24 protein-coding genes and 1 pseudogene are annotated in these 24,424 nt (G+C 59.5%); 10 read left to right on the top strand and 15 right to left on the bottom strand.

From position 1 onward, the window contains the following. Positions 1-301 (bottom strand): annotated as a pseudogene (gene gcvT, locus ACR0M2_RS13930) (glycine cleavage system aminomethyltransferase GcvT); the annotation flags it as partial. A 330-nt stretch (positions 302-631) separates the two neighbouring features. Between gcvT and ACR0M2_RS13925 the strand changes: the two are divergent. Genes ACR0M2_RS13925 through ACR0M2_RS13910 form a run of 4 tightly spaced genes read left to right on the top strand, consistent with a single transcriptional unit; the run spans position 632 to position 4,130 of the window. Continuing rightward, the gene (locus ACR0M2_RS13925; protein ID WP_480705587.1) at positions 632-1,282 is read left to right on the top strand and encodes a histidine phosphatase family protein; all 651 of its coding nucleotides are present in this window, start codon (positions 632-634) and stop codon (positions 1,280-1,282) included. Positions 1,283-1,299: 17 nt separating this feature from the next. Further along, a complete protein-coding gene (locus ACR0M2_RS13920) occupies positions 1,300-1,914 on the top strand; it encodes a glutathione S-transferase family protein (RefSeq protein WP_480705593.1) in 615 nt (204 codons plus the stop codon). 14 nt (positions 1,915-1,928) lie between these two features. Next, positions 1,929-2,984 carry a saccharopine dehydrogenase gene (locus tag ACR0M2_RS13915; protein WP_480705585.1) on the top strand — a complete coding sequence of 352 codons (1,056 nt, stop codon included), beginning with the start codon at positions 1,929-1,931 and terminating at the stop codon, positions 2,982-2,984. Positions 2,985-2,987: 3 nt separating this feature from the next. Next, positions 2,988-4,130 carry a saccharopine dehydrogenase family protein gene (locus ACR0M2_RS13910; RefSeq protein WP_480705583.1) on the top strand — a complete coding sequence of 381 codons (1,143 nt, stop codon included), beginning with the start codon at positions 2,988-2,990 and terminating at the stop codon, positions 4,128-4,130. Positions 4,131-4,230: 100 nt separating this feature from the next. Here the strand turns inward: ACR0M2_RS13910 and ACR0M2_RS13905 are convergent, their stop codons facing one another. The 5 genes from ACR0M2_RS13905 to ACR0M2_RS13885 all read right to left on the bottom strand — a co-directional run bounded on the left by ACR0M2_RS13905 (position 4,231) and on the right by ACR0M2_RS13885 (position 7,243). Continuing rightward, positions 4,231-4,431, bottom strand: coding sequence for a DUF1127 domain-containing protein (locus tag ACR0M2_RS13905; protein ID WP_170349834.1), 201 nt, complete (start codon positions 4,429-4,431; stop codon positions 4,231-4,233). 43 nt (positions 4,432-4,474) lie between these two features. Beyond that, complete coding sequence (locus ACR0M2_RS13900; RefSeq protein WP_170349833.1) at positions 4,475-4,711, bottom strand: DUF1127 domain-containing protein; 237 nt, start codon at positions 4,709-4,711, stop codon at positions 4,475-4,477. A gap of 159 nt (positions 4,712-4,870) precedes the next feature. Beyond that, entirely contained in the window at positions 4,871-5,950 is a 1,080-nt protein-coding gene (locus ACR0M2_RS13895) for a hypothetical protein (RefSeq protein WP_170396497.1), read from the bottom strand. A 115-nt stretch (positions 5,951-6,065) separates the two neighbouring features. After that, a complete protein-coding gene (locus tag ACR0M2_RS13890; RefSeq protein ID WP_170326413.1) occupies positions 6,066-6,383 on the bottom strand; it encodes a DUF3775 domain-containing protein in 318 nt (105 codons plus the stop codon). A gap of 86 nt (positions 6,384-6,469) precedes the next feature. Continuing rightward, positions 6,470-7,243 (bottom strand): DUF1365 domain-containing protein, encoded by a 774-nt coding sequence (locus tag ACR0M2_RS13885; RefSeq protein WP_480662766.1) that lies wholly within the window; start codon positions 7,241-7,243, stop codon positions 6,470-6,472. A 146-nt stretch (positions 7,244-7,389) separates the two neighbouring features. On the opposite strand from ACR0M2_RS13885, the gene ACR0M2_RS13880 reads away from it, so the two are divergent. Genes ACR0M2_RS13880 through ACR0M2_RS13870 form a run of 3 tightly spaced genes read left to right on the top strand, consistent with a single transcriptional unit; the run spans position 7,390 to position 9,167 of the window. Continuing rightward, on the top strand, positions 7,390-8,046 hold the full coding sequence (locus ACR0M2_RS13880) for a sigma-70 family RNA polymerase sigma factor (RefSeq protein WP_480705582.1): 657 nt from the start codon (positions 7,390-7,392) through the stop codon (positions 8,044-8,046). A 10-nt stretch (positions 8,047-8,056) separates the two neighbouring features. Then, complete coding sequence (locus tag ACR0M2_RS13875) at positions 8,057-8,707, top strand: ChrR family anti-sigma-E factor (RefSeq protein ID WP_480705580.1); 651 nt, start codon at positions 8,057-8,059, stop codon at positions 8,705-8,707. A gap of 55 nt (positions 8,708-8,762) precedes the next feature. Then, positions 8,763-9,167 (top strand): hypothetical protein, encoded by a 405-nt coding sequence (locus tag ACR0M2_RS13870; protein WP_425081390.1) that lies wholly within the window; start codon positions 8,763-8,765, stop codon positions 9,165-9,167. A 3-nt stretch (positions 9,168-9,170) separates the two neighbouring features. Here the strand turns inward: ACR0M2_RS13870 and ACR0M2_RS13865 are convergent, their stop codons facing one another. The 6 genes from ACR0M2_RS13865 to ACR0M2_RS13840 all read right to left on the bottom strand — a co-directional run bounded on the left by ACR0M2_RS13865 (position 9,171) and on the right by ACR0M2_RS13840 (position 16,491). Next, the gene (locus ACR0M2_RS13865; protein ID WP_480705578.1) at positions 9,171-10,400 is read right to left on the bottom strand and encodes a DNA recombination protein RmuC; all 1,230 of its coding nucleotides are present in this window, start codon (positions 10,398-10,400) and stop codon (positions 9,171-9,173) included. A 52-nt stretch (positions 10,401-10,452) separates the two neighbouring features. Beyond that, positions 10,453-12,312, bottom strand: a complete 1,860-nt coding sequence (gene mutL, locus ACR0M2_RS13860; protein ID WP_480705577.1) for a DNA mismatch repair endonuclease MutL — start codon at positions 12,310-12,312, stop codon at positions 10,453-10,455. A 283-nt stretch (positions 12,313-12,595) separates the two neighbouring features. Further along, entirely contained in the window at positions 12,596-13,525 is a 930-nt protein-coding gene (locus tag ACR0M2_RS13855; protein ID WP_480705575.1) for a metal ABC transporter permease, read from the bottom strand. Further along, positions 13,522-14,727 (bottom strand): metal ABC transporter permease, encoded by a 1,206-nt coding sequence (locus tag ACR0M2_RS13850; protein WP_480705573.1) that lies wholly within the window; start codon positions 14,725-14,727, stop codon positions 13,522-13,524. The genes ACR0M2_RS13855 and ACR0M2_RS13850 overlap by 4 nt, the downstream gene beginning before the upstream one ends. Positions 14,728-14,730: 3 nt before the next feature. Then, positions 14,731-15,534, bottom strand: coding sequence for a metal ABC transporter ATP-binding protein (locus tag ACR0M2_RS13845; protein WP_170411273.1), 804 nt, complete (start codon positions 15,532-15,534; stop codon positions 14,731-14,733). Between the two features lie 3 nt (positions 15,535-15,537). After that, positions 15,538-16,491 carry a metal ABC transporter solute-binding protein, Zn/Mn family gene (locus tag ACR0M2_RS13840; protein WP_480705571.1) on the bottom strand — a complete coding sequence of 318 codons (954 nt, stop codon included), beginning with the start codon at positions 16,489-16,491 and terminating at the stop codon, positions 15,538-15,540. Between the two features lie 200 nt (positions 16,492-16,691). On the opposite strand from ACR0M2_RS13840, the gene deoC reads away from it, so the two are divergent. The 3 genes from deoC (at position 16,692) to ACR0M2_RS13825 (ending at position 21,104) form a co-directional block, all read left to right on the top strand. Then, positions 16,692-17,690, top strand: a complete 999-nt coding sequence (deoC, locus tag ACR0M2_RS13835; protein ID WP_480705570.1) for a deoxyribose-phosphate aldolase — start codon at positions 16,692-16,694, stop codon at positions 17,688-17,690. A gap of 48 nt (positions 17,691-17,738) precedes the next feature. Further along, on the top strand, positions 17,739-20,072 hold the full coding sequence (locus tag ACR0M2_RS13830; RefSeq protein WP_480705568.1) for an aldehyde dehydrogenase family protein: 2,334 nt from the start codon (positions 17,739-17,741) through the stop codon (positions 20,070-20,072). 216 nt (positions 20,073-20,288) lie between these two features. Then, positions 20,289-21,104, top strand: a complete 816-nt coding sequence (locus ACR0M2_RS13825; RefSeq protein ID WP_170396515.1) for an SDR family oxidoreductase — start codon at positions 20,289-20,291, stop codon at positions 21,102-21,104. A 21-nt stretch (positions 21,105-21,125) separates the two neighbouring features. Here ACR0M2_RS13825 and ACR0M2_RS13820 read toward each other — a convergent pair whose 3' ends face one another. The 3 genes from ACR0M2_RS13820 to ACR0M2_RS13810 form a co-directional block, all read right to left on the bottom strand. Next, complete coding sequence (locus ACR0M2_RS13820) at positions 21,126-22,436, bottom strand: M16 family metallopeptidase (protein WP_170349819.1); 1,311 nt, start codon at positions 22,434-22,436, stop codon at positions 21,126-21,128. Continuing rightward, positions 22,433-23,773 carry a M16 family metallopeptidase gene (locus ACR0M2_RS13815; protein ID WP_170349818.1) on the bottom strand — a complete coding sequence of 447 codons (1,341 nt, stop codon included), beginning with the start codon at positions 23,771-23,773 and terminating at the stop codon, positions 22,433-22,435. Before ACR0M2_RS13815 ends, ACR0M2_RS13820 begins: the two co-directional genes overlap by 4 nt. Positions 23,774-23,855: 82 nt before the next feature. Beyond that, complete coding sequence (locus tag ACR0M2_RS13810) at positions 23,856-24,374, bottom strand: DUF3035 domain-containing protein (protein WP_170349817.1); 519 nt, start codon at positions 24,372-24,374, stop codon at positions 23,856-23,858. Positions 24,375-24,424 lie beyond the last annotated feature (50 nt).

The following is a 24,424-nucleotide window of genomic DNA, read 5'->3' as shown; positions in this document are numbered from 1 at the left end:
CATCCATGATCCCGCCGTCTTCGTTCGTGAAGAACCCGTAGCGGGCTTTGCCTTCCTTCAGCGTCGCATAGGCCTGCGGGCAGATCGCCTCGAGCTTCGCGCCTACATCCTCACCGCGCAGGATCACCTGACCCATATGAGACACATCAAACACCGCCGCCTTCTCACGACACTGCTTATGCTCTCCCATGATCCCCAGCGGATACTGAACAGGCATCTCCCAACCCGCAAAATCAACCAGCTTGCCTCCCAACTCAACATGGAGATCGTAGAGAGGAGTGCGTTTCGGTTCGGTGCTCATAATCCGGGCCTTTCGAATGCCGTTTTGAAAGATCACCGTGCGGTCTGCAATGGCAACCCTTTTACAATCAACACCAAGGTTCCCGGGACGCTATTGCGAGTCAACAGGATTTGCCATGATAGCCGATACAAAGCGTATACAGCCGCATGCAGCGGCCTTGTATCGTATAGGAAACTATTTTCCGTTGGGCAACGATCACATCGCGAAATCGCGGGTCTGAAAACGAACACGCAAAACCTTTGACGAGGGTCGGTTTTTGCCCGCCCCCTGACAAACGCCTCTGGCCCCTATCCAAATCCTGCCCTAAGACTTCGCCCAAGAGGAATTGCAATGTCACATATTACACTGGTGCGTCACGGACAGGCCAACACCAGCGCACGGGATGAAGAAAGCTATGACAGGCTCAGCGATCTGGGCCATCAGCAGGCCCGCTGGCTGGGGGCGCACCTGCAGGATACGCGCGCCCATTACCCGCGGGTCTATTGCGGCACGTTGCAGCGACATGTGGAAACTGCGGCCAGCATGGGCTTGCCTGACCCAATCCGGGACGCACGCCTGAATGAGATCGAGTATTTCACCATCGCGCAGCTATATGAACAGCAGCACGGCGTGGCGATCCCCACCGACCGAGAGGGCTTTGTCGAACATCTGCCCCGCACCTTTGCCGCCTGGGCCCGGGGTGAGATCACGGATACGCCCGAAACCTTTGCCGAGTTCGAAACCCGTGTCTCGGACGCTTTGCGCGAGATTGGAACCGAGGGCGGGCCGGCCATCGTTGTGACCTCGGGCGGGTTGATTTCGATGGTGGTACGGCAAGCGATGGGTCTGGATATCCCGGCGATGGCACGGGTGGCGTTGGCCATCATGAACACGTCGCTGCATCGCCTGCACCCGATCGGCGCGCAGCTAAGCCCGGTTCTGTTCAATGCGGTGCCGCACCTGGACTCGCCCGACAGGCAATACGCGCAAACCCACCTTTGACCTCGGAGGCCTTTATGATGCAGCTATACTATGCCCCCCGCACAATCTCGGTCGCTGTTGCCATTGCGTTGGAAGAGGCAGGGCTGGAGTATGAAGCGATCCAACTGGACTTTGCCGGCGGTGAGCAGACAAAACCGGCTTATAAACAAATCAACCCAAAAGGCCGCGTTCCGGCATTGGTGGTTGATGGTGGTATACTGACCGAAACTGGCGCCTTGTTAGAATATATCGCCGTAAAAGCGCCCGAGGCTGGGTTGGTGCCCAAAGATCCGGTCATGGCCGCACGGATGCGCGAGGTGATGTATTATCTGGCCTCGACCATGCATGTGAACCACGCGCACAAATTGCGCGGCGCCCGCTGGGCCGACAAGAAATCCAGCTGGAAAGACATGACGGACAAGGTTCCACAGACGATGACCGCGTCCTGCGACTATATCTCCTCCAACGGGTTGCGCGGGCCGTTTGTATTGGGCGAGGCGGTCTCTCTGGCAGATGCTTATCTCTATGTGGTTTGCAGTTGGCTGGAAGTCGACGGCGTCGACGTCTCGGCCTTTCCCAAAATTCTGACCTTCCGCGCGGCGATGGAGGCACGTTCTTCGGTTCAGGCGGTGCGCGCCGCCGGAATGCTCTGACAAAAGGATAACGCATGACACATCTTTGGGTCCGGGCAGAACAGCGCCCGAATGAAGAACGGGTCGGGCTGACCCCCGAAGGCGCTGCTGATCTGATCGCAGCCGGCATCCGCGTGACGGTTGAGGAAAGTTCCGTGCGCGCAATCCCGATTGATGGCTACAGAGAGGTCGGATGCGAGATCGCGCCCGAAAACTCCTGGCCCCGGGCACCGCTGGACGCGATTATCTTCGGTCTCAAGGAACTGCCCGAAGACGGTACGCCCCTGCCCCACCGCCACATCATGTTCGGCCACGCCTACAAGGGTCAGCATTCAGGCCGTGCGCTGCTTGCGCGGTTCAAGGCCGGCGGCGGAACGCTCTATGATCTGGAATATCTGGTGGACGAAGCCGGCCGCCGCGTCGCCGCCTTCGGCTATTGGGCTGGATATGCGGGCGCTGCTGTGACGCTCAAGACCTGGGCAGCGCAGCAACGAGGTCAGCAATGCCCGCCGGTCGGTGTGTATGCCAGCAAAGACGCGCTGAACGCGGAGTTGCTGACTGAATTGGATGCAACGGGCGCAACTCGCCCCCGCGCCATTGTCATTGGCGCTCTGGGCCGAGTGGGCACCGGGGCTGCAGACTTATGCGAGGCCATGGGGGTCAGCGTTACCAAATGGGACATGGCCGAAACGTCTAGCGGCGGACCGTTCCCGGAAATCCTTGACCACAATCTGTTCCTGAACTGCATCTTTGCGCGCCCCGGCACCCCGGTCTTTGTACCGCGTGAGGCTTTGACCGCGCCGCGCAAGCTGACCACTATTGGCGATGTGGCCTGCGACCCCGATAGCGATTACAACCCGGTGCCCGTTTATGACCGTGCAACCTCCTGGGACGACCCTGCCCTGCGTGTGGCGACTGATCCCGTGATGGACGTGATGGCCATCGACAACCTTCCGTCAATGCTGCCGGTCGAAAGCTCGCAAGATTATGCCGCGCAATTGCTGCCTTCGTTGCTGACCCTGACCAATCTGAACGCCGGTGTCTGGGGCCGGGCGGCGGCGACCTATAACACTCATATCGAAGGATTCTGAGCGATGACGATTCATTGGTGTGGCACCGGCCTGTCGGCCATCCCCGGCCTGCGCCGCCTAATTGAAGGCGGGCACAAGGTCACCGTCTGGAACCGGACCATCGAAAAAGCCAAGGCCGAGGTCGGTGACCTGACCGACGACATCCACGCCTTTGACATCGATGCGCTGGGTGCGGTGCTGAAAAAAGGCGACGTGATCGTCTCGATGCTGCCGGGAGACTGGCACCTGCCGCTGGCCGAACTGGCCATCGCGAAACAGGCCAATTTCGTCTCGTCCTCTTATATCGCGCCCGAGATGCGTGCGCTGGACGACAAGGCCCGCGAAGCCGGTGTGGCACTGGTGAATGAGGTCGGGCTGGACCCAGGCATAGACCACCTGATGGCGCATGCACTGGTCGATGACTACCGCGCCTCGGATGCGTTCGATGCCCAGAACCACCTGAGCTTCATTTCGTATTGCGGTGGCATTCCGAAGAATCCCAACCCGTTCCGTTACAAATTCAGCTGGTCGCCGCTTGGTGTGCTCAAGGCGCTGCGTTCGCCGTCCAAGTCGATCCGCGATTACGCCCCGCTGGACGTGGCCCGCCCCTGGGACGCAATCACCAGCTATATCGCACCGCTGCCGACGCCCGAAAGCTTTGAGGTCTACCCCAACCGCGACTCGATCCCGTTCATGGAGCAATACCACTTTGAAAAGCACTGGCCGATCAAGGAATTTGTCCGCGGCACCCTGCGCCTGAACGGCTGGGCCGATGCGTGGTCTGATGTATTCCGCGAAATCGAAACCCTGTCCGGCCCCGAAGGTGACGCGCGCTTGAAAGAGATGTCAGACCAGTTCTGGGAAGAAAACGCCTATGACGAGGGCGAACCCGACCGCGTGGTCCTGTGCGTCGGGCTGAAGGCGGAAAAAGACGGCATCCCGGTCTGGCACAAGACCTATGTGATGGACGCCTGGGGTGACGCGCGTGGCACCGCCATGGCGCGACTGGTGTCGATCCCGGTGTCGCTTGCGGTCGAGGCGGTCCTGAACCGCGCCATCCCAGCCGGCGTCCACGCCGCCCCCAGTGACCCGAAACTGGTACAGGACTGGATGGCCGAAATCGACACGCTGACTCAGCATCTTCAGATCGTAGACCAGTTGAAATGAACGGCTGACACCGCCCGTTCGAGAATGGGCCGCTTAAAGGTTAAAAAAAGCCATCCCGAAATATCGGAATGGCTTTTGGTTTGTCTTGCATCGCGATCGGTCAGATGTAGCGCTCGATCACGGTGTCGATATCGCTGCGGTTGATGCCCAGTTCGGCGAGTTCGGAATCGTTCAGGCGGTTCAGATCTTGTGCGGCGCGTACGATGCTGGAACTGATCGCCTGCAACCGCATCGCCCGGTCGAACAACAAAACGGAACTGGCATTTATCGACTGGTCGCGATTTGGGTTAAAATCAAACATTTTCTCCTCCAAGTATTTTACGGTATTCGGCGCGGCCCGTGGATCAGTGTGCGGTGCCCGAGTAAGGCTTCTTGTGATAAACGCTCTCATAGGCGCGTTGCTTGATCTCACTGCGTGGGATGCCGATGTCTGCCAATTGACGATCACTGAGGTTTTCCAATGCCCGAACGGATTTGGCAAAGATGTCGCGGCGAAAATGTTCGACCCGTGCTTCGGCGTAATTCGAGAACAGACCGAAGAAGAGCCCCTTTTGCGGCGTAACTGTTTGTGCGTATCCCATGACTTTCTCCTTTAACTCTGAATTGCGTTTGTCGTTGAAACAGAGAAAAGGGTTCGGGGTTAAAAGCGTCGGAGGGTTGGATTAAATCCGCTTAATCTTCGCAGGACCAGACGCCGACAACATGGCACGGTCAGGTGTAATCATCTGAAATAAAATAATTTAATCAAAATCACTAATATCCAGCGCGTTTTGAACCAGAAACAAAACCGCGGCATCAAGGTCTTCACGCGCCAAAACTTGTTTGAACGACGCCGTCAATGCATCCGTTTCCCATGTCCGTACAGACAAGGCGATCCAGCCTGCCAGTTCCGCGCTGCGTTCAAGCTCAAGCTTGTAAATCTCCAGTATTTGTTCTTGCAATTCCGGCCATGTGGAACCGCCAACGGCAAGAACCTGAATTAGCTTCTGCTTATCTTCTGGCGACCAGTTCGCCTGCGCTAACGCCTGCCCAATCGCTTCTACTGCGTCTGCGCCGTCCACCTCGATCCCGGCCAGCGCCCAATCCGCTATGTTCCGGTCACCGGCACGCAACGCGGGCTGATACCGCTGTCGAACGAATGCCTGCGCGGCAGGATCGGATTGCATACCCAACAATCGAATGACAGCCGGCGCATAAGCAAGGCGATTTACATCGCGCAACTCCTGCAACAAAGACGCGGTTGTCACAACGTCCCGCACCTGTCGGGCAGTCGGATACGGTGCGCGATGAACCTCTGCAAGCGCGGCATTGCGCAACAGCCTGTCTTCATGCGTCAGATATTGGCTAAAAAAAGTGACGCGTGCAGGGTTAGCCGTCTTTCCGACGATCCAGTGTTTACCCTGAAAACGCACCGCTTCCAGAAAAGCTGCCCGCTCTTGCGTCATCAGGAAACCTTTGGACCAGGCGCTTGCGAAGCTGCGGCCTGACTTGTCCACAGATCCGCTGCCGTAGATCATCAAAACAACTCTTTCAGGGTCGACGCGGAAGGCTGATCGCGTCACGCTGTCAACCAGGAATGGGATATCCGGCAGGGTCTCTAGCTGCGCGGGCGCGCCTTTCAGCACGGAAACCGAGGCGTACTTAAAGGGATTGGTCGGCGACGGCGCAGCCAGAACAATCACACGCGCAGACAGAATACGGTCTGCAAGAGAGTATTCCGGCAATGTTGTACAAACCGAACAGGCGTTCGAAACGCGCGGAGCGGCCATGCTGGCCACGGCAAACACAAGTCCCACTAGAATACGCCAATCGAGTCGCATGGTTCGAGCATCCACCGGTTTACGGCCCTGCTGCAACTGTTCTTTGCGCCGCCGAACTGGCGGTCGGATTTGATGACCACCAGGCATGGGGAAAAGGCGCTCCGTTCAAACCGGCCTACATCAGATCGTTTTCCACGTCCTCGGCTGAAATCCCCAGCGCATCCAGACCGTTTTCTAGGTGATCCGACAGGTGTGGTGTGCCGATCAGATAATCGGCGCAGGGGGTCGAGGCCTCGGATTTTGCGGTTGCGATGGCTTCGGCTAGATCCTCGGCGAAAAAGCTTTCGCGTCCGATCCACATGACAGCAACCAGCTCGGCCTGCTCGTCCTCACCCATACGGTCGATAAAGGCGCGCAGTTCGCCCTCGGCGCGGTTCAGTTCGCGCCCCATCATGGCGACCTGAGCGATTTTTCTTGCCGAGATTTCCAACATGACCCAACTCCTCGTGTTCGCGGTTTCATCCTAGCACAACCACCCCCCGGCGCCTGAGTCTTTGATCTTACGCAAACTATGCCAGCTTAAGGCTCGCGAATGCGGGAAACCGGGTGGTCGGGAATGGGGGCTGTACGAAACGGGCGGAACCGGGCCTTTTTCGCCTTCAACTTCACCGCCTGCCACAGGATCAGGAAAAACGCGCGGCGCGCACCAAAAGGTCGGCGCAGCAAAGACCACAGGATCGTGCGATTGGTCAGCGGAGCCCGCCGTCCGGTCAGGGTTGCAATCAGCCCACCATCGTCGCGCCCGTAATCGATCCAGACACCCACCCGGTCCGGGCGATAGTCAAACCGGAAGGTATAAGACCCTTCGACCTTTTGAAACGGCGAGACATGCATCAGCTTGTCCGCCTCGATCCGGTCCGAGGGTCGGATCGGCGCAAAGTTGGGGGTGTGGCACAGATAGCTGTGGCGCGTGCCATAGGTGTTTGTGACCTCGGCCACCACGGCGTAAAGCTGGCCGTCAACATCAAAGCAAAACCAGAAGCTGACCGGATTGAACACATGGCCGAACACTCGCGGCTGGGTCAGCAATGTCACGTGATCCGGTTGGGTCACGCCCATCTGGTCAAACTGCTCCCGCAGCCAGGCCGCACCGCGCCCCTGCCCTGGCTCACCCCCATGGTCGCGCTCCCGCCAGTTGGTGACATTAGTCCGGTTCAGGGAAAACAGCGCCGGAGTGGCCGGATGGCTTTCCGGATCCAGCAAGATGTAGTCGACGGAATAACGAAAAGCGTTCTGGATCGCGCCCTTGCGCCCGTGAAAGGTATGGCCTGCAATATGGTCGACCGTGTTCACGCAGTTTTCTCCGATCTCCGTGCAAACCATTCCGGCGGCATTCTTTTCCTCATGTGTTTCTATTAGATAGTACGATATTCGACGCGACACGGATCAAAAACAGCAAATAAAGTGATCCGTCTTGGGCTGGGCCGCGTAATGTGGTTATGTTTACCGAGATCGATACCGTGACCTTGGATGAACCGGCGGCCGAAAGGCCAGCACTGAAACCTTGGCGCGCAAGCAAACGCATCAGGGGCAAGCCGGTGAACAAAGCGGATGGCAGTTGCGACACCAGAACTGAGTGGGTGAGCCACGTCAGGCGCATTCGGGACGCTCAGGACCAGGCGGCCTTTGCCGAACTGTTCCAACACTTCGCGCCACGCATCAAGGCGTTCCTGATTAAGTCAGGGTCCGACGCCGCGCTGGCTGAGGAATGCGCGCAAGAGGTGATGGCGACCTTGTGGCACAAGGCGCATCTGTTCGATCCCACTCGTGCGACCGTGGCCACATGGGTCTTCACGATCGCAAGGAACAAGCGCATCGATGTCCTGCGCAAACAACGCCGACCCGAACCCGAGGATCTGTGGTGGGGGCCTGAGGCGGAACCAGATCAGGACGACGTGGTCGCGTTGCAACAGGAAACCGCGCAGCTGCGCGACGCCATGGCGGCGTTGCCCGAGGCGCAAAGACAACTGATCGAACAGGCCTATTTTGGTGATCTGAGTCATAGAGAAATCGCATCTCAGACCGGGTTGCCCTTGGGTACGATCAAATCACGGATACGGCTGGCGCTGGACCGCTTGCGCCATGCGATGAATTGAGATGACGAAGATGAGCAACGATATCAAACATCACCTGACAGACGATCTGTTGATGGCCTACGCCGCGGGCAACCTTCCCGAAGCGTTCGACCTGATGGTGGCAACACACCTGTCCCTGTGTGACCACTGCCGCGCCCGGGCCGAAAGCTTTGACGCTGTGGGCGGATGTGTTCTGCAAGAGCAGGACAGCCCTACCAGCATGAGCGATGGGTCTCTAGCCGCAACCATGGCGCTGATCGCTCAGGGAGCCCCGATTGCAAAACCCGCACGTTCGGGATGCACGGTTCTGCCCGCGCCCTTGCAGGATTATGTCGGCGGCGATGTGAATGACATCAAATGGCGATCCATCGGCATGGGTGTAAAACAGGCGATCCTACCCACCACGAGCGAGGCCACCGCCCGCCTGCTGTTCATTCCGGCCGGTGCGGCCGTGCCCGATCACAGCCATAACGGCATGGAACTGACGATGGTTCTGCAAGGTGCGTTCTCGGATGAGGTCGACCATTTCGGTCGTGGAGATGTTGAGATTGCGGATGAAAGCCTGCACCACACGCCGACGGCCGATATCTCAGAGGATTGCATCTGTCTGGCCGTGACTGACGCGCCCTTGAAGTTTACCAAGTTGATGCCGCGCCTGTTCCAACCATTCTTGCGAATCTGAAACACTGGGGTGGCTCGTGCTACACTGACCCTTCAATAGGTTCGGGAGACTTTTCATGAGAAATCATCTGATACTGACTGCATTGATCGCAAGCCTTACCAGCACGGCCTGGGCGCAGCGTGCAGCAGAAGTAAAATTCGAGCCCGGCAATTTCGGCACGATGGTGAATGGGGCAATTACCGGCAACGAGTATTTCGATTACATGTTGGGCGCGCAGGCTGGTCAGGAAATGTTCGCCGATCTCAAGGTCAGCGACACCAATGGCAATGGCGTGATTTACTTCAACATCCTGCCACCCGGCAGTGACGGCGTTGCGATCTACAACGGCTCTATCGATGGCAACACCGCGCGCATCGACTTGCCCGAAGACGGAGATTATACGATCCGCGTCTATCTGATGGGCAATGATCGGGATACTGATAAGACAGTCGGCTACAATCTGGATTTGTCGATCCAGTAAAGCCTAGCCTTCGGATTTGCCCAGCGGTACCACATTATTGTGGTCGTCCGGGGCAAGCTCTTCGAAATCGAAGTTGTCCAACCGCTGTGCCCGACGCCCGGCTTTTTCGGCGCTGATCTTGATTTCCGAGATATCCTTGGCTGCCTGACCGAAATGGCGGTCGAGGTTCGAAACCCGATCCCCCAAACGCTCCACATCCTTGTGCAACAGGCCAAGTTCCTTGCGGATTGCCCCCGCCTGTTCTCGCATACGCGCGTCCTTCAGGATCGCCCGCATCGTGTTCAGCGTCGCCATGCAGGTGGTGGGGGAAACGATCCAGACGCGTTTGCTGAAACTCTCCTGCACAAGTTCTGGGAATTTGGCGTGCAGTTCGGCATAGACCGCCTCGGACGGCAGGAACATCAGCGCACCATCGGCGGTTTCGCCGTCCAGAATGTACTTTTCGGCAATGTCGTTGATGTGTTTGCGCACTGTGCTGCGAAACATCTGCACGGCTGCTTTAAGCTCGGCGTCATTGGTCGATCCGATCAGCGCTTCATAAGCCTCTAACGGGAATTTGCTGTCGATCACAATCGGCCCTGGCGGGTTTGGCAGGTGGATCAGGCAGTCCGCCCGGCGCCCGTTCGACAAAGTCGCCTGCAATTGGAAGCTGTCCGACGGCAAAGCCTTGGAGACGATATCGTTCAACTGAATTTCCCCAAACGCGCCGCGTGTCTGCTTGTTCGACAAGATATCCTGCAACGACAGCACATCGCCCGACAGCTTGGTGATATTGTCCTGCGCTTTGTCGATGGCGGCCAGACGTTCCTGCAATTGTGTCAGAGACGTCGCGGTCTGTTTCGACGAGCCATGCAGCGATTCCTTCATTCGCTCCTGCATCTCGGCCAAAGCCCGAGCGGATTTCATCGCATTGTCTGCCAACCGGTCATTCATCTGCTGCTGCACCGAGGACAGGCGCGATTCAACCGTCTGGATCACCTGCACCTGCGCATTGGCCTGTGTATCCGACACATGCTGCAAACCACCGCGCAACTGTTCCTGGCCCTGCCCCAGTTGCTGCACGTGTTGACCCAAATGCGCCATCTGCCGCACCAGCGGTTCTGCCATTCGGGCGGAACGGTTGGCTGCCCGCAAGGAAAGGAATAGCAGCAGCAGAATCAATACCACCACTCCACCCGCGATCGGCACCACAGGGTCGTTCAAAGCCATTTCTGTGCCAGCAATCTCGATCATGTCGCCTCGGATGTTCTTGTTTTATTCTTCATAACCCGGCGAAGCGCCGGGATCAACTGCGCCCGAACAGGCGTTCGATGTCGCTCAGCTTCAGTTCCACATAAGTGGGTCGCCCGTGATTGCACTGGCCGGAATGGGGAGTCGCCTCCATCTCGCGCAACAGGGCATTCATTTCCTCGGCCCGCATCCGGCGGCCAGACCGGACCGAGCCATGACAGGCCACCCGGCTGAGGATTGCTTCGATCCGCGCCTGCACCGTTTGGCTTTCGCCCTGATCGGCCAGTTCATCCAGAATATCCAGGATCATTGCACGGGCATCCACTTCGCCCAGAATGGCAGGTGTTTCGCGCACGGCGATGGCGCCGCCGCCAAAGGGTTCCAACGTCAGCCCAAGGCGCGACAGGTCATCCGCAACAGCCATCAGACGCGCGCAGTCGCCTTCGGACAGCTCGACGATTTCCGGGATTAGCAATGCCTGCGCGGCGACGCCGTTTTCGGTCATCTGGGTTTTTAGCTTTTCATAAACCAGCCGTTCATGCGCGGCGTGCTGATCGACAATCACCATACCATCAGCGGTCTGGCTAATGATGTAGTTCTCATGTACTTGCCCGCGCGCCGCACCCAAGGGCAGGTCCTGCATCGGGGGCTCTTCTTCTGTGGTCGAAACTGGCGGAGCCGCCTCCACGATGCTACCGCTATAATCGCGGGACAGTTCGGCAAAACCCGGCGCCTGCGCGTGAAACGCGGCCAGCCGGGCTGCGGGCGAAGGACGATCCATCTGATACACCCGGGCGGGAGTGGGCTGTGCCGGTTCGGGCCGCATCGCGCCCAGCGTTGCATTTGCCACGGTCGAGGACGCTCGGTGCCCCGCCTCGGCCAACGCATGCCGCAAGGCCGAGACGATTAGCCCCCGCGCCACGCCGGGATCGCGGAACCGAACCTCAGACTTTGCCGGGTGAACATTTACATCCACCAGCATCGGGTCACAGTCGATAAACAATGCGGCCGCCGGATGCCGGTCACGGCTGAGGAAATCGAAATAGGCCGCCCGCAGCGCACCGGTCAACATCTTGTCGCGCACGGGACGGCCGTTGACGAAGAGATACTGCGCCACTGCTGCGCCACGCGAATAGGTCGGCAAGGCAGCATAGCCATACAAGCGAATACCCTCACGAGTCGCATCGATCTGCAATGCGTTTTCGGCAAACTCGCGCCCGATCACGCGGGCCAGACGGGCGTGCAACGCATCGAACAGATCGCCATTTTCGCGATCGGCGCGAAAGGTCACGCGACCTTCGCCCCCGCCCGAGACATCGCGCAGCGTAAAAGTGATGGCGGGCTCGGCCATGGCCAGACGTTTGACCGTATCGGTGATCGCCTGCGCCTCGGCCCGGTCGGTGCGCATGAATTTCAGCCGAGCGGGCGTGGCAAAGAAAAGATCCCTCAGCTCGACCACCGTGCCTGCACGCAAGGCGGCGGGTTTCACCGCCTCCATCTTGCCACCAGATACATATATCTGGGCCGCATCTGACCCCGGCACCCGACTGGTTATGTTCAGCCGCCCAACCGCACCCAGCGACGGCAGCGCCTCGCCCCGGAAGCCGAAAGTGTGAATGTTCAGCAGATCCGACCCGTCGATCTTGGATGTCGCGTGGCGCGAAAGGGCCAGTGGCAGATCATCCGCCGAAATCCCGCACCCATCATCCGTGACGCGAATCAATGTCTTGCCACCATCAGCGATATCGATGGCAATCCGGGTCGATCCGGCGTCGATGGCGTTTTCCACCAGTTCTTTGACAGCCGAGGCGGGACGTTCCACCACCTCACCCGCAGCGATGCGGTTGATTGCGACATCGTCAAGTTGACGGATTACGGGGCGGATTTCGCTGATATTGGGGTTTGCCTGCACCATACCACCAGACCTAGCATATGCGCACACGATTCTGCCACTGATTTGGCAGTCCTATTTTTAGGAGGGAGGGGGCGTTCGAACAATCGCGCTGTGCCGATGTCAACAGACGGCAAACCTTGCCACGATTGTCCGAACGATCCAAGTGAGTGGTGGTCATTCAGAAATTTATTGCGGCGGGCCTAACACGAAACGCGGCGCGACAATCATTAACTCTGTCCTCGCTGGGCGTCTGGGCGAATTTCAGCCGACCCCTCGCATTGACCAACAGCGGGAAAGCGCCGTGTCAAGTGGCTTGGGGCGCTCCGGCGCGGGAGCGGCACGGGCCCCACAATGCGGCGCAGGCCAGGATCAGGCCGGACATGGTTGCGATCATCCCCGCCGCGCTGACCGTATCCGTACTGCCCAACCAAAGCGGCCCGTAGCCCGCCAGCACATAGCCCGATATTGCCGACACGCTGGCGAAAATGACGCTCCAGGCGATTTGGGTTTCCAGCCGATTTGTCATCATCCGCGCTGCCGCCGGGGGGCAAATGAACATGGCGATCACGATAATTGACCCCACTGCATCAAACGCGGCCACGGCCGATATTGCAGCCACGATCACCAACGCCATACCCAGCGCGCCGGTGCGAATGCCGATGGTGCGTGCGAAGCCTTCGTCGAAGGTCGAAATCTTCAGCGGGCGCCAGAACAGCCAGATGAACAGGATCACCCCGACCAGCGTCAGCGCAATCCGCGGCAGCTCCGGCGGCAGCCCGGCCAAAGCCGTCAGGTCCAACAGCGATGACCAACCCTCGGCATCCAGCCAGATCAGACTTTCCAGATTGCCATACAGCGCATGTTCCACGTCCAGATGCACGGTCGAGGTATCGGTCTGCTCCAGCAGCAGCACACCGCCTGCGAACATGGTGGTGAACACCACGCCCATCGCAGCACCGGGTTCAATCTGGCCCAGCCGCCGGATCGCCTCGATCATCACAACGGCAACAATGGCTGCACCCGCCGCGCCCAGCATCATGGGCCAGGTCGAGATCGCTCCGGTCAGCAGAAAGGCCACAACGATGCCGGGCAGCACCACGTGGCTGATTGCGTCCCCAATTAGGGCTTGTTTGCGAAGTACAAGAAAATTCCCCGGCAGGGCGCAGGCGATGGCGGCGAAGATCCCGATCAACAGAGGCGTCAGGGACAGGGGGACAAATTCTTCACCGCTCATGGCTGGACCTCCTGCGGGCCACCGATCAGGCGGTCGATATCCGCGATCTGATCGCGGGTCAGCACCGTTTCGATATCGCGCAGCCCGTCATAAAGCGCCGCCGTCGCCTCATGCGCCTGATCCGCGCGTACGATTTCCCACCGTTTTTCGTCGCGCAGCGCCTTGGCGGCACGGGCTTTACCAGCCTCGGTAGCAACGCCATCGGCGCGGGCAAAGCCAGCGCGTTTCAACAAGCGCAGAGTCAGCGGTTCATAGATTTTCTGGCCTTGTGCCAGCGCCAGCAAACCTTGCCGGATATGCACTCGGCGCTGGAATCTCAAATGTTGCAACACCGCCGCCAGAACACCGCGAACAGGCGCAAACAGTAGGGACAGCGCGAAAAAGCCAAAACTGACCAGCACGATGATCGGACCGGTCGGCAGGTTCGGCGCCGAGGCCGACAGGGCCGCGCCCAGATACCCGGCCAACCCACCCGCCAAACCAGCGAGCAAAACAACTCGGTCCGAGCGGTCGGTCCAGAACCGCGCGGTCACGGGCGGTATGATCAGCAATGCCACAATCAGGATCAGTCCGACGATCTTCAACCCGACAACGGTGACGGCCATCACCAATCCCATCATCGCCAGATCAATCCGATGCACCGGCAGACCCCGTGCGGCGGCATATTCCGGGTCAAACGCCACCATGGTCATCAGACGGCGGATGATCATCACCAGAACAAGCGTCGCTGCCCCGCCAATCGCAATGATCAGCGCATCCGCCCACAACATCCCGGCAGTGGAGCCCAGCAAGAACCCTTCGAGCCCCGCCTGACGACCAACGCCCATGGTTTGAATCACGGTCAGCAGTACGATGCCAAATCCGAAGAAAACGGACAGCACCGCGCCGATGGCAGCATCTTCGGCCAGCCGCGTGCCCCGGGTCAGCCAATTCATACACAGCAGACCAATCCAGGCCGAGATCGCCGATCCGGCAAGCAGACCGATCAGATTGCGTCCATCGCCGCCAAAAGCGACCAGCACCATGAAGGCCAGGCACACGCCGGGCAGGGTCGCATGGCTGATCGCATCGCTGACCAGCGCGCGTTTGCGCAGAAACAGGAAAGTGCCGGTCACCCCGGCGGATACGCCCAGCAAGGTCGCACCAATAGCAACCAGCGTGGCGTTATAGCCAAGCTGCAGGCTCAGAGCATCCCAAAGCATGATTTACCCCAGCGCGCGTGAGATCTGGTCGATCTGCGCGGTGGCCAGACGGCCCCCATAGGCCGATTGCAGGGTTTCGGCGGTAAAGGCCTCGGCCACTGTTCCCTCGGCCACTTTACGGGTGTTGATCAGGAAGACGTGGTCGAAATAATCGGTAACGGTGGCCAGATCGTGATGCACGACAACGACGGTCTTGCCCGCCTCTTTCAGCGATTTCAAAACCGCGATGATGGCCTTTTCTGTGGCCGCATCGACCCCGGCAAAAGGTTCGTCCAACAGGTAAAGATCAGCCTCTTGCGCCAATGCGCGGGCTAGAAAAACCCGTTGCTGCTGACCGCCGGAAAGCTGGCCAATCTGACGATCCGCGAAGTCGCGCATGCCGACCCGGTTCAGGCAATCCATGGCCCGCGACATATGTCGGGCTCGAATGCGGCCCAACAGGCCCAACTGCCGCGACAGGCCCATCAGCACCACGTCGATCACGCGAGTCGGGAAATCCCAGTCCACACTGGCGCGCTGCGGGACATAGGCGATGCGGGCACGCTGCTGCTCCAGCGGTTTGCCAAAGACAGTGACCTGCCCGGAGAGCGGCGATACGATCCCCAATGCGGCTTTGAGAAGGGTCGATTTCCCCGCGCCATTAGGTCCGATGATCGCCGTCATCGCACCGGTCTGCACGGTCATATCCACCGAGAACACCGCAGGTTTCTGGCCATAGGAAACGGTCAATCCACGAATGGCCAGAGGGCTCTCGTCCAAACTGTGCCCGGTAATTGAAACACCCTGATCAGCGGCCAGTTCCAGCATCATTCAAAACCCCGCCGATAGTTTGCCGTTCATACCCCGATCAGGCACATCCGCGCCCAGCGCCCCGGCGATGACAGTGATGTTGTGATCCAACATGCCAACATAAGTGCCTTCATACGTGCCAGGCTCTCCCATGGCGTCGGAATACAGCTCGCCGCCCACACCCACGTCGTGACCTTTGGCAGCAGCTCCTTCGATCAGCGCCCGCATCGACCGGTCAGAGACCGAGCTTTCAACGAACACCGCCGTCAGCTGTTGATCGACCAACGTATCCACCAGCTCTCCGATCCGGTTCAGCCCGGCCTCAGATTGGGTCGAGATGCCCTGAATGCCCATCACCTCATAGCCGTAAGCCGCGCCGAAATAGCCAAAGGCGTCATGCGCGGTGACCAGCACGCGGTTGTTTTCGGGAACAGCTGCAAGCGCCTGATTGGCATAGGTGGTCAGCGCATCAAGCTCGGCCAAATGCGCTTCCGCATTAGCGGCAAAAATATCCGCTGCCTCGGGACGCTCTGCGGTCAGGGCCTCTTGCACCTCAACAACCACATCACGCCACAGGGCCGGGCTCATCCACACATGCGGGTCGTATTTGTCGGCATAATCGTCATGCCCACGCAGTTTGGACTTGTCGATCCCTTCAGCCACGGCCACCACAGTGCGTTTGCGGCCGAGGTCATGGAAGAAATCTTCCATCTGCGCTTCCAGATACAGACCGTGCCACAGGATCAGGTCCGCACGGGTCATCGCAACGATATCACTGCGGGTCTGGCGATAAGCATGCGGATCGACTCCTGGACCCATCAGGCCCTTCACCTCGACCTGGTCCCCGCCCACCTGACGCGCGGCGTCAGCAATCATACCGGTGGTTGCGACCACTTTCAGTGGTGTCTCGGCCCAAGCCGTCAGGGGCAAAGCAGCCGCAAATGCCAGCGCTGCAAGAAAGCTGCGACGAATCATAGTCAGATCCCGATTTGGTGTCCTGTTGAGAATGAATATGCGAACCATTCGCAACTAAGTCAACGCTATTGCGAATTATTCGCAAGAAAATACCTATTTTTGTCCATTTGGTCAAAAAATTTGCAGATCGAACCTTGCTGCACCTTCCCTTTATGTGCGGCTCGTGCGATTTTGGCGCAAACCTCCCAAAGGACGTGACTATGGATACGCAGAGCTCAGAAAGCCCCGTGCGCACCGCGCATCTGCCGCAAGTGACCGAACCCAGAAACCCCGGCATGAATCTTGATCTGGATTGGGTACGCGCCGTGCAGGCCAATACCTCGGCCATCGAACGCCGGGCCGCGACGCTGCCCGGTCGCCGCTCGGTTAAAAAAGAGTATCAGGCCGCGTGGCTGTTGAAGGCGATCACCATGATCGACCTGACCACCTTGTCCGGCGATGACACCGTGGGCCGGGTGCGCCGCCTGTGCGCCAAGGCGCGTCAGCCGGTGGCACCTTCGGTATTCCAGGCGCTGGACATGCCGCCGATCACCACCGGGGCTGTCTGCGTCTACCACGACATGATCGGCACGGCGGTTGAGGCGCTGAAAGGCACCGGCATTCCGGTTGCGGCTGTGTCAACCGGTTTCCCGGCGGGCCTTTCGCCGTTCCACCTGCGTGTAGCCGAAATCGAAGAAAGCGTAAAAGCTGGCGCCGAAGAGATCGACATCGTCATCTCGCGCCGCCACGTGCTGTCCGGAGATTGGCAGGCGCTGTATGATGAGATGAAAGCCTTTCGCGTGGCTTGCGGTGATGCGCATGTAAAGGCCATCCTTGCCACCGGAGAGCTGGGCAGCCTGCGCAACGTCGCGCGCGCCTCGCTGGTCTGCATGATGGCCGGGGCGGACTTCATCAAGACCTCGACCGGCAAGGAAAGCGTCAACGCCACCCTGCCCGTGTCGCTGGTGATGATCCGCGCGATCCGCGACTATTATGACCGCACCGGGTATCGCGTTGGCTATAAGCCTGCGGGTGGCATCTCGAAAGCAAAGGACGCGCTGGTTTACCTGTCGCTGATCAAGGATGAGCTGGGCGACCGCTGGCTGCAGCCGGACCTGTACCGCTTTGGCGCATCATCCCTGCTGGGCGATATCGAACGGCAGTTGGAACATTATGTAACGGGCGCGTATTCCGCCGGTTACAGGCATTCACTCGGCTGAGCCTGTGACAAGTGTCAGGACAGTGAGTATTTGGGAAAAGATGAAGTCATGACTGTGAAAGAAATCTTCGAGACGATGGATTACGGCCCTGCCCCCGAAAGCGCCGCCGAGGCACTGGCCTGGCTGGTCGATCAGGGTGATAAGTTCGGTCACTATATCGACGGCGCCTTCACCAAGCCCGGCAAAGGGTTCGAAAGCCGCAACCCCGCGACCGGAGAGGTGCTGGCCAAGCTGACCCAAGCCAAACAGGCCGATGTGGACGCAGCCGTTGCCGCCGCCCGCAAGGCGCAACCGAAATGGGAAAAGCTGGGCGGTGCGGGCCGTGCGCGATACCTCTATGCCATTGCGCGGCTGTTGCAGAAACACGCGCGCCTGTTTGCCGTGCTGGAAAGCCTCGACAACGGCAAGCCGATCCGGGAATCGCGCGACATCGACATCCCGTTGGCGCAGCGGCATTTCTACTACCACGCGGGCATGGCGCAGCTGATGGAAAGCGAATTGCCCGATGCGCAGGCGTTGGGTGTGTGCGGGCAGATCATTCCGTGGAACTTCCCGCTGCTGATGTTGGCATGGAAAATCGCCCCTGCAATCGCGATGGGTAACACCGTGGTTCTGAAACCGGCTGAATACACTTCGCTGACCGCGCTGCTGTTCGCTGATATCTGCTCCCAGGCCGGTTTGCCGAAAGGCGTGGTCAACATCGTCACCGGCGACGGTGCCGTGGGCGAAATGATCGTTTCCGCAGACGTGGACAAGATCGCCTTTACCGGCTCGACCGTTGTGGGCCGTCGCATCCGCGAAGCCACTGCGGGCTCAGGCAAAGAACTGACTCTGGAGCTGGGAGGCAAGTCTGCTTACGTCGTCTTTGACGACGCCGATATCGATTCAGCCATTGAAGGTCTGGTCGACGCGATCTGGTTCAACCAAGGCCAAGTCTGCTGCGCAGGCTCGCGCCTGTTGGTGCAGGAAGGCATCGCCGACCGCTTCCACGAGAAACTGCGCGCGCGGATGGACAAGCTGCGCATTGGCGACCCGCTAGACAAATGTATCGACGTGGGCGCGGTGGTGGACTCGGTTCAGTTGCAGACCATCAAGAGCATGGTCGAAAGCAACACCGCCGGTCACGTTCATCAGGCGGCCTGCGACCTGCCCGCGAACGGGTGCTATTACCCACCGACGCTGATCTCGGGGCTCGAAACCTCGGACCCGCTGATGCAGGAAGAAATCTTTGGCCCAGTACTGGTATCGTCCACCTTCCGCACTCCGGAAGAGGCGGTCGAGCTGGCCAACAACACCCGCTACGGGCTGGCCGCGACGGTCTGGACCGAGAATGTGAACCTTGCACTGGATATTGCGCCCAAACTGGTCGCGGGCGTGGTTTGGGTCAATGCCACCAACCTGTTCGATGCTGCCGCCGGATTCGGCGGTGTACGCGAAAGCGGCTTTGGCCGTGAAGGCGGTTGGGAAGGTCTGGCGGCCTATACCAAGCCCAAGGGCAAGGTCAAACCGCTGGCCAAGGTTGAGGCGACCCTGGGCGAAGGTGCTCCGGTTGATCCCATCGACCGCACCGCCAAGATGTATGTCGGCGGCAAGCAGGCAAGACCCGATAGTGGCTATTCCAAGCCTGTCTGGGGTAAATCCGGCCTTTTGGGCCATGTGGGCCTGGCCAACCGCAAAGACGTCCGCAACGCGGTTGAGGCTGCGGCTGGCGCCAAGGGCTGGGCCAAGACCACCGGTCATCTGCGCGCACAAATCCTGTACTACATCGGTGAAAACCTCTCGGCCCGCGCTGCTGAATTCGCCGCACGCATCGACGCCATGACTGGCAAGAAAGACGGGGCGAAAGAGGTCGAAGCCTCGATCCAGCGCCTGTTCACTGCGGCCGCCTGGGCCGACAAGTATGACGGTCAGGTACACGGCGTTCCGATCCGTGGCGTGGCGATTGCCATGAAAGAGTCCGTTGGTGTCATCGGCGCGCTTTGTGCGGATGAGGCGCCGCTGTTGGGTCTGGTGTCTGCGATGGCTCCGGCGATTGCGATGGGCAACCGGACAGTTCTGGTGGCCTCGGAGCCTTATCCGCTGGCGGCAACCGACTTCTACCAGATATTGGAAACCTCGGACGTGCCCGCAGGTGTGGTTAACATCCTGACCGGTATCCACGCGGAACTGGCGAAACCGCTGGCCTCGCATCTGAATGTCGATGCGGTCTGGTCCTTCTCGTCCACCGACCTGTCGAAAGAGATCGAAGCCGTTTCAGCCGGGAACCTCAAACGTACCTGGGTGAATAACGCGACGGCATTTGATTGGGGCGTGGACCATTCGCGCCGCTTCCTGCAGGCTGCAACCGAAGTGAAAAACATCTGGGTGCCCTACGGCGAGTAGGGCTCCCGCATCAGGAAGCGGCCAATTTGGTACTACCTACAGACAAAACGACTAGAACCACCGTTGTTCGCCTTGTGATTTGGTGCACAGTTGGTGCTTTGGTTTGTTTGGCTTTCCTGCTTGCGAACGTCGACAGCCTCGTGATCCCAATGGTTGAAGAGATGCGCGGCAAACTGAGTCAAGGAAACGTGGCTGATCACAACTAGGGAGACCTAAATGGACTTCGCAGAAAAAACCGTCATCGTGATTGGCGGGACCAGCGGCATCAACCGCGGCATTGCCGAGGCGTTTGCGGCCTCGGGGGCCAAACTGGCCGTTGCCAGCCGGTCGCAGGACAAGGTCGATGACACGCTTGCCGCACTGAAAGAGGCCGGCGCAGCCGAAGTAGTTGGCGCAGCCTTTGATGTGCGCGATGCGCAGGCAGTGGCGGACGGGCTAAAACAATTCCATGACGCTTTGGGTGATTTCGACGTTCTGGTCTCTGGCGCGGCGGGGAATTTCCCGGCGCTGACCTCCGAAATGTCGGTCAATGCGTTCAAGACCGTGGTGGATATCGACCTGATGGGCACCGTTCATGTGATGAAGGGGGCCTATCCTTACCTCAAACGCCCCGGCGCCAGCATAATCAATATCTCGGCCCCACAGGCGTTTCTGCCCTACGAAGGGCAAGCCCATGTTTGCGCGGCCAAAGCCGGGGTCGATCAGATCACTCGCACCCTGTCGATGGAATGGGGGATCGAAGGCATCCGCGTGAACTCGGTAGTGCCAGGATTTATTGAAGGAACTGAAGGCGCACGGCGTCTGGCACCAACGGAAAACGCCCACGAGGAACTGCGCCGCGATGTGCCGCTGGGGCGTTGGGGAAATACACAGGATGTAGCCAATGCCTGCCTGTTCCTCAGCTCGGACATGGCCAGCTATATCAGTGGCACAGTTCTGTCCGTTGATGGCGCGCTGTATCAGCGCGGGTCCGGCAAGTTCGGGCAGATGATGGGGCAGATGCTGCGCAGCGCAGCGGGGAAAAAGGGCTGAGCGTTGCTCAGCCCCCTTTGATCAGTTTGTGGTTTCCAAACCTTCGGGTTTGCCGACAACAGTGAAATGCAGCCCCTGGGGGTCCAGCAATTCACTGGCCACGCGGTTCACCTCGTCCAACGTCACCGCGTTCACCTTGTCGTTGCGGGTGGCGATATAGTCGATGGGCAGGTTTTCCATCTGCATACCGACCATGATCCCGGCGATCGGGCCATTGCCATCAAACCGTAACGGATAGGCTCCGGTCAAATAGGTCTTGGCGTCGTCCAGCTCTTTTTGAGTCACACCTTCGGTCGCGGCACGCGCCCACTGGTCGCGGATCACCTCGACCGCTTCGGCGATGCGGTCATTGGCCGAGGACACCGAGCCCAGATAGACCGAAGCCAGATCCTTGGGTACCAGATAGGTCGCGACGCCATAGGTCAGGCCACGCTTTTCGCGCACTTCCTGCATCAGGCGGCTCTCAAAACCACCGCCACCCAGAATGTGGTTCAGAACAAAAGCGGCAAAGAAATCCGGGTCGTCCCGGTCGATCCCCGCGTGGCCAAACAGGGCCACGGATTGCGGCGTATCGAACTCGACCACGCTGACGCCACCGGGGATGTCCACGTCAGCACGGCCCGGAATGGGTTTGCCCGCCTCGGGCAGATCCGCCAGCAACGTGTCCAGTAACGCGCCCAGCTCATCGGGGGTGATATCGCCCACCGCACCGACATAGAGGCGGTCCTTGGCGAACACATTGTCATAGGCGGTGACCACATCATCACGACTCAATGCGCTGACGCTTTCGATCGTGCCTTTGCCCTCGGACCCATAGGGGTGATCGCCATATGCCATCTGTGCAAAATTGCGCCCGGCAATGTCATTGGGGTCAGTCTGGTCCGAGCGCAGCCCGGACAGAATCTGCGCCTTCACGCGCTCAACCGCGTCTTCATCGAACCGAGGCTCGTGGATCGTGGTGCGCAACAAGTCGATGACTTCGCCCCGGTTCTCAGTCAGAAATTGCGCGGAAATCGAAACGGAATCATCCGACGCGTTGTACCGGAACGAGGCCGCCAGTGATTCCAACTCGCGCGCATAGGTGCGGGCGTCCATGTCACCTGCGCCCTCCTCGATCAGACCGCTCATCAGATAGATGGCGCCGCGTTTGCCGGGCTCATCCAGCGAGGTACCACCGCGAAAACGTAGTTCCAGCGCGGTGAAGGGGATCGAGTGATCCTCGACCAGCCATGCGGTGATACCGCCGGGTGAGGTGACTTCTTCGATCTCGATCTCAGCCCAAGCTGGCAGCGCGATGACAACGGCGATCAGGGTTGCAAAAATCCGTTTCATTGCGTCACCTCATCGTCGCGCATCAGCCATCCGGTGACCGACGCCTCGGGCTGCAGAACTTCACGGGCGGCGGCGATGATTTCTTCCCCGGTCACGGCCTGCAGGATATCGGGCCACGCCTGCACATCCTCGACCGTCAAGCCGCTGGTCAGGGCGCGGCCATAGCGGTTGCCGATCCCGTCCACATTATCGCGCGCATAAGTCTGGGCGGCGCGCAGCTGCATCTTGATCCGGTCAAGGTCTTCTTCGTTCACACCTTCAGCGATGAAGTCGGCGACGGCTTGATCCATGGCTTCTTCGGCTTCTTGCAGCGACACGCCCTGGGCCGGGACGACCAGCAGATCAAAGGTCGTGTCGTCCAGCGAGACGCCGCGATAGAAGGCACCCGTATAAACGACCTTTTGCTGTTCGAATTGCAGTTTTTCGTTCAGATAGGACGTGGTGCTGCCCCCCAGCAATTCGGCCAGCAGGAACAGCGCGGCGGCTTTTTCCTGCGCACCGGCATCCCGTTCGGGCGCGAGATAGCTGCGCTGGACATAGGGCTGCGAAACACGCGCGTCCTTGAAGGTCAGGCGACGTTCGGCCGATTGCGGCGGTTCCTGCGAGCGTACGCGTTCAGGCAAGTCCGGGTTGGCGGGGATAACGCCATAATACTGTTCGGCCAGAGTTTTGACCTCATCCGGCTCCACATCGCCGGTCACCACCAGAATGGCGTTATTGGGCGCGTAATGGGTCTGATAGAAGGACAGCGCATCCTCCATGTCCAGCGTCTCCATCTCGTGCTTCCAGCCGATGATCGGCACGCCGTAACGATGGTTAAGGTACTGAGACGCGCTCATCTGCTCGCCAAAAAGCGCCCGCGGGCTGTTTTCGGTACGCTGGTTGCGTTCTTCAAGGATCACGTCACGCTCGGTTGCGATATCCTCTTCGCTCAGGCGGATATTGCGCATCCGGTCCGCCTCCATCCGCATCATCAACTCCAACCGGTCGGCAGCTACGCGCTGGAAATAGGCAGTGTAGTCATAGGAGGTGAAAGCATTGTCATTGCCACCGTTGGCGGCGACGGTAGCGGAGAACTCGCCCGGTGCCAGCGTATCGGTGCCCTTGAACAGCAGATGCTCCAGGAAATGCGCCACGCCGGACGAACCAACAGGCTCATCCGCAGATCCGGCGCGATACCAGACCATGTGCTGCACGACCGGGGCGCGGTGATCTTCGATCACAACGACATCCATGCCGTTGTCCAGCGTGAAAGTGGTAACCGCCTCGTGCCCTTCCTTGGCAAGCAAAGGGGTGGCGGCGAACAGGGCGGCAGATAATGCCAGGGCCCGAACCATGGGGCGTCCTCCGTTTCGTTTGATGGTGTTCAAACTACGGTTGTGGTGCGCAGGTTCAAGGGTGATGACGGAAAGTTAAGATTTATTCATCAGCCGGTGGGGCCGAGGGCGTCTCAATCCCGGCCTGACGCGCTGCTTCGTTCTGCCGATTGGCATCAAGTGCTTCGCGACTGTAAACCTGCGAATAGCGGTCTATCTTGAACAGGCGCAGACGGGTCAAGCGGCCCTGCTTTCTGCGAAACTCGGCGTCTTCGGTGTCGACGACTTGACGCGTGTTGGATGGTACGCCATAGCGACTTGAGGCCGTCACCAGCGCGCCATCAGATGCAGGAATTGCGGCATTCGGGTTCAACGCCGCTTCGCTACCGCCCAGCGCCACCACGGCATCCGCCTTGGGGTTTGGGTCGGTCAGGTTGGAACCGCCCGGTGTGGGCGCGGGCAGGAACTTATAGTCCTTGGGCTGGGTCAGCGGTTTGACCGGCATGACCGAAAACTCATCCGGTCCGTCCCCCGGTGCCTCGAGATGGCGCAAACCGATATCCGAGCACCCGGCAACCGCAAAGGCCAATGTCACAGCAAAAATGGAACGCGGCAACCGCATCAGAGTCTCCAGCCAGTTTCAGGCGCTTTTATCGCATATCACCCGGCGCG

This window comes from Ruegeria sp. BE10 (assembly GCF_056538905.1).
Note: the sequence above shows the minus strand (reverse complement) of the source record. Positions and strands in the feature narration are given on the sequence as shown.

Bases quoted from the DNA above. Each gene is read 5' to 3' on its own strand.
- ACR0M2_RS13890 (WP_170326413.1), bottom strand. From the start codon at position 6,383: ATGTTGGAAATCTCGGCAAGAAAAATCGCTCAGGTCGCCATGATGGGG.
- ACR0M2_RS13870 (WP_425081390.1), top strand. From the start codon at position 8,763: ATGAGAAATCATCTGATACTGACTGCATTGATCGCAAGCCTTACCAGC.
- ACR0M2_RS13915 (WP_480705585.1), top strand. From the start codon at position 1,929: ATGACACATCTTTGGGTCCGGGCAGAACAGCGCCCGAATGAAGAACGG.
- deoC (WP_480705570.1), top strand. From the start codon at position 16,692: ATGGATACGCAGAGCTCAGAAAGCCCCGTGCGCACCGCGCATCTGCCG.
- ACR0M2_RS13910 (WP_480705583.1), top strand. From the start codon at position 2,988: ATGACGATTCATTGGTGTGGCACCGGCCTGTCGGCCATCCCCGGCCTG.
- ACR0M2_RS13830 (WP_480705568.1), top strand. From the start codon at position 17,739: ATGACTGTGAAAGAAATCTTCGAGACGATGGATTACGGCCCTGCCCCC.
- ACR0M2_RS13920 (WP_480705593.1), top strand. From the start codon at position 1,300: ATGCAGCTATACTATGCCCCCCGCACAATCTCGGTCGCTGTTGCCATT.
- ACR0M2_RS13905 (WP_170349834.1), bottom strand. From the start codon at position 4,431: ATGTTTGATTTTAACCCAAATCGCGACCAGTCGATAAATGCCAGTTCC.
- mutL (WP_480705577.1), bottom strand. From the start codon at position 12,312: ATGGTGCAGGCAAACCCCAATATCAGCGAAATCCGCCCCGTAATCCGT.
- ACR0M2_RS13895 (WP_170396497.1), bottom strand. From the start codon at position 5,950: ATGCGACTCGATTGGCGTATTCTAGTGGGACTTGTGTTTGCCGTGGCC.
- ACR0M2_RS13880 (WP_480705582.1), top strand. From the start codon at position 7,390: ATGTTTACCGAGATCGATACCGTGACCTTGGATGAACCGGCGGCCGAA.
- ACR0M2_RS13820 (WP_170349819.1), bottom strand. From the start codon at position 22,436: ATGAAACGGATTTTTGCAACCCTGATCGCCGTTGTCATCGCGCTGCCA.
- ACR0M2_RS13850 (WP_480705573.1), bottom strand. From the start codon at position 14,727: ATGCTTTGGGATGCTCTGAGCCTGCAGCTTGGCTATAACGCCACGCTG.
- ACR0M2_RS13810 (WP_170349817.1), bottom strand. From the start codon at position 24,374: ATGCGGTTGCCGCGTTCCATTTTTGCTGTGACATTGGCCTTTGCGGTT.
- ACR0M2_RS13925 (WP_480705587.1), top strand. From the start codon at position 632: ATGTCACATATTACACTGGTGCGTCACGGACAGGCCAACACCAGCGCA.
- ACR0M2_RS13855 (WP_480705575.1), bottom strand. From the start codon at position 13,525: ATGAGCGGTGAAGAATTTGTCCCCCTGTCCCTGACGCCTCTGTTGATC.
- ACR0M2_RS13900 (WP_170349833.1), bottom strand. From the start codon at position 4,711: ATGGGATACGCACAAACAGTTACGCCGCAAAAGGGGCTCTTCTTCGGT.
- ACR0M2_RS13875 (WP_480705580.1), top strand. From the start codon at position 8,057: ATGAGCAACGATATCAAACATCACCTGACAGACGATCTGTTGATGGCC.
- ACR0M2_RS13840 (WP_480705571.1), bottom strand. From the start codon at position 16,491: ATGATTCGTCGCAGCTTTCTTGCAGCGCTGGCATTTGCGGCTGCTTTG.
- ACR0M2_RS13825 (WP_170396515.1), top strand. From the start codon at position 20,289: ATGGACTTCGCAGAAAAAACCGTCATCGTGATTGGCGGGACCAGCGGC.
- ACR0M2_RS13865 (WP_480705578.1), bottom strand. From the start codon at position 10,400: ATGATCGAGATTGCTGGCACAGAAATGGCTTTGAACGACCCTGTGGTG.
- ACR0M2_RS13815 (WP_170349818.1), bottom strand. From the start codon at position 23,773: ATGGTTCGGGCCCTGGCATTATCTGCCGCCCTGTTCGCCGCCACCCCT.
- ACR0M2_RS13845 (WP_170411273.1), bottom strand. From the start codon at position 15,534: ATGCTGGAACTGGCCGCTGATCAGGGTGTTTCAATTACCGGGCACAGT.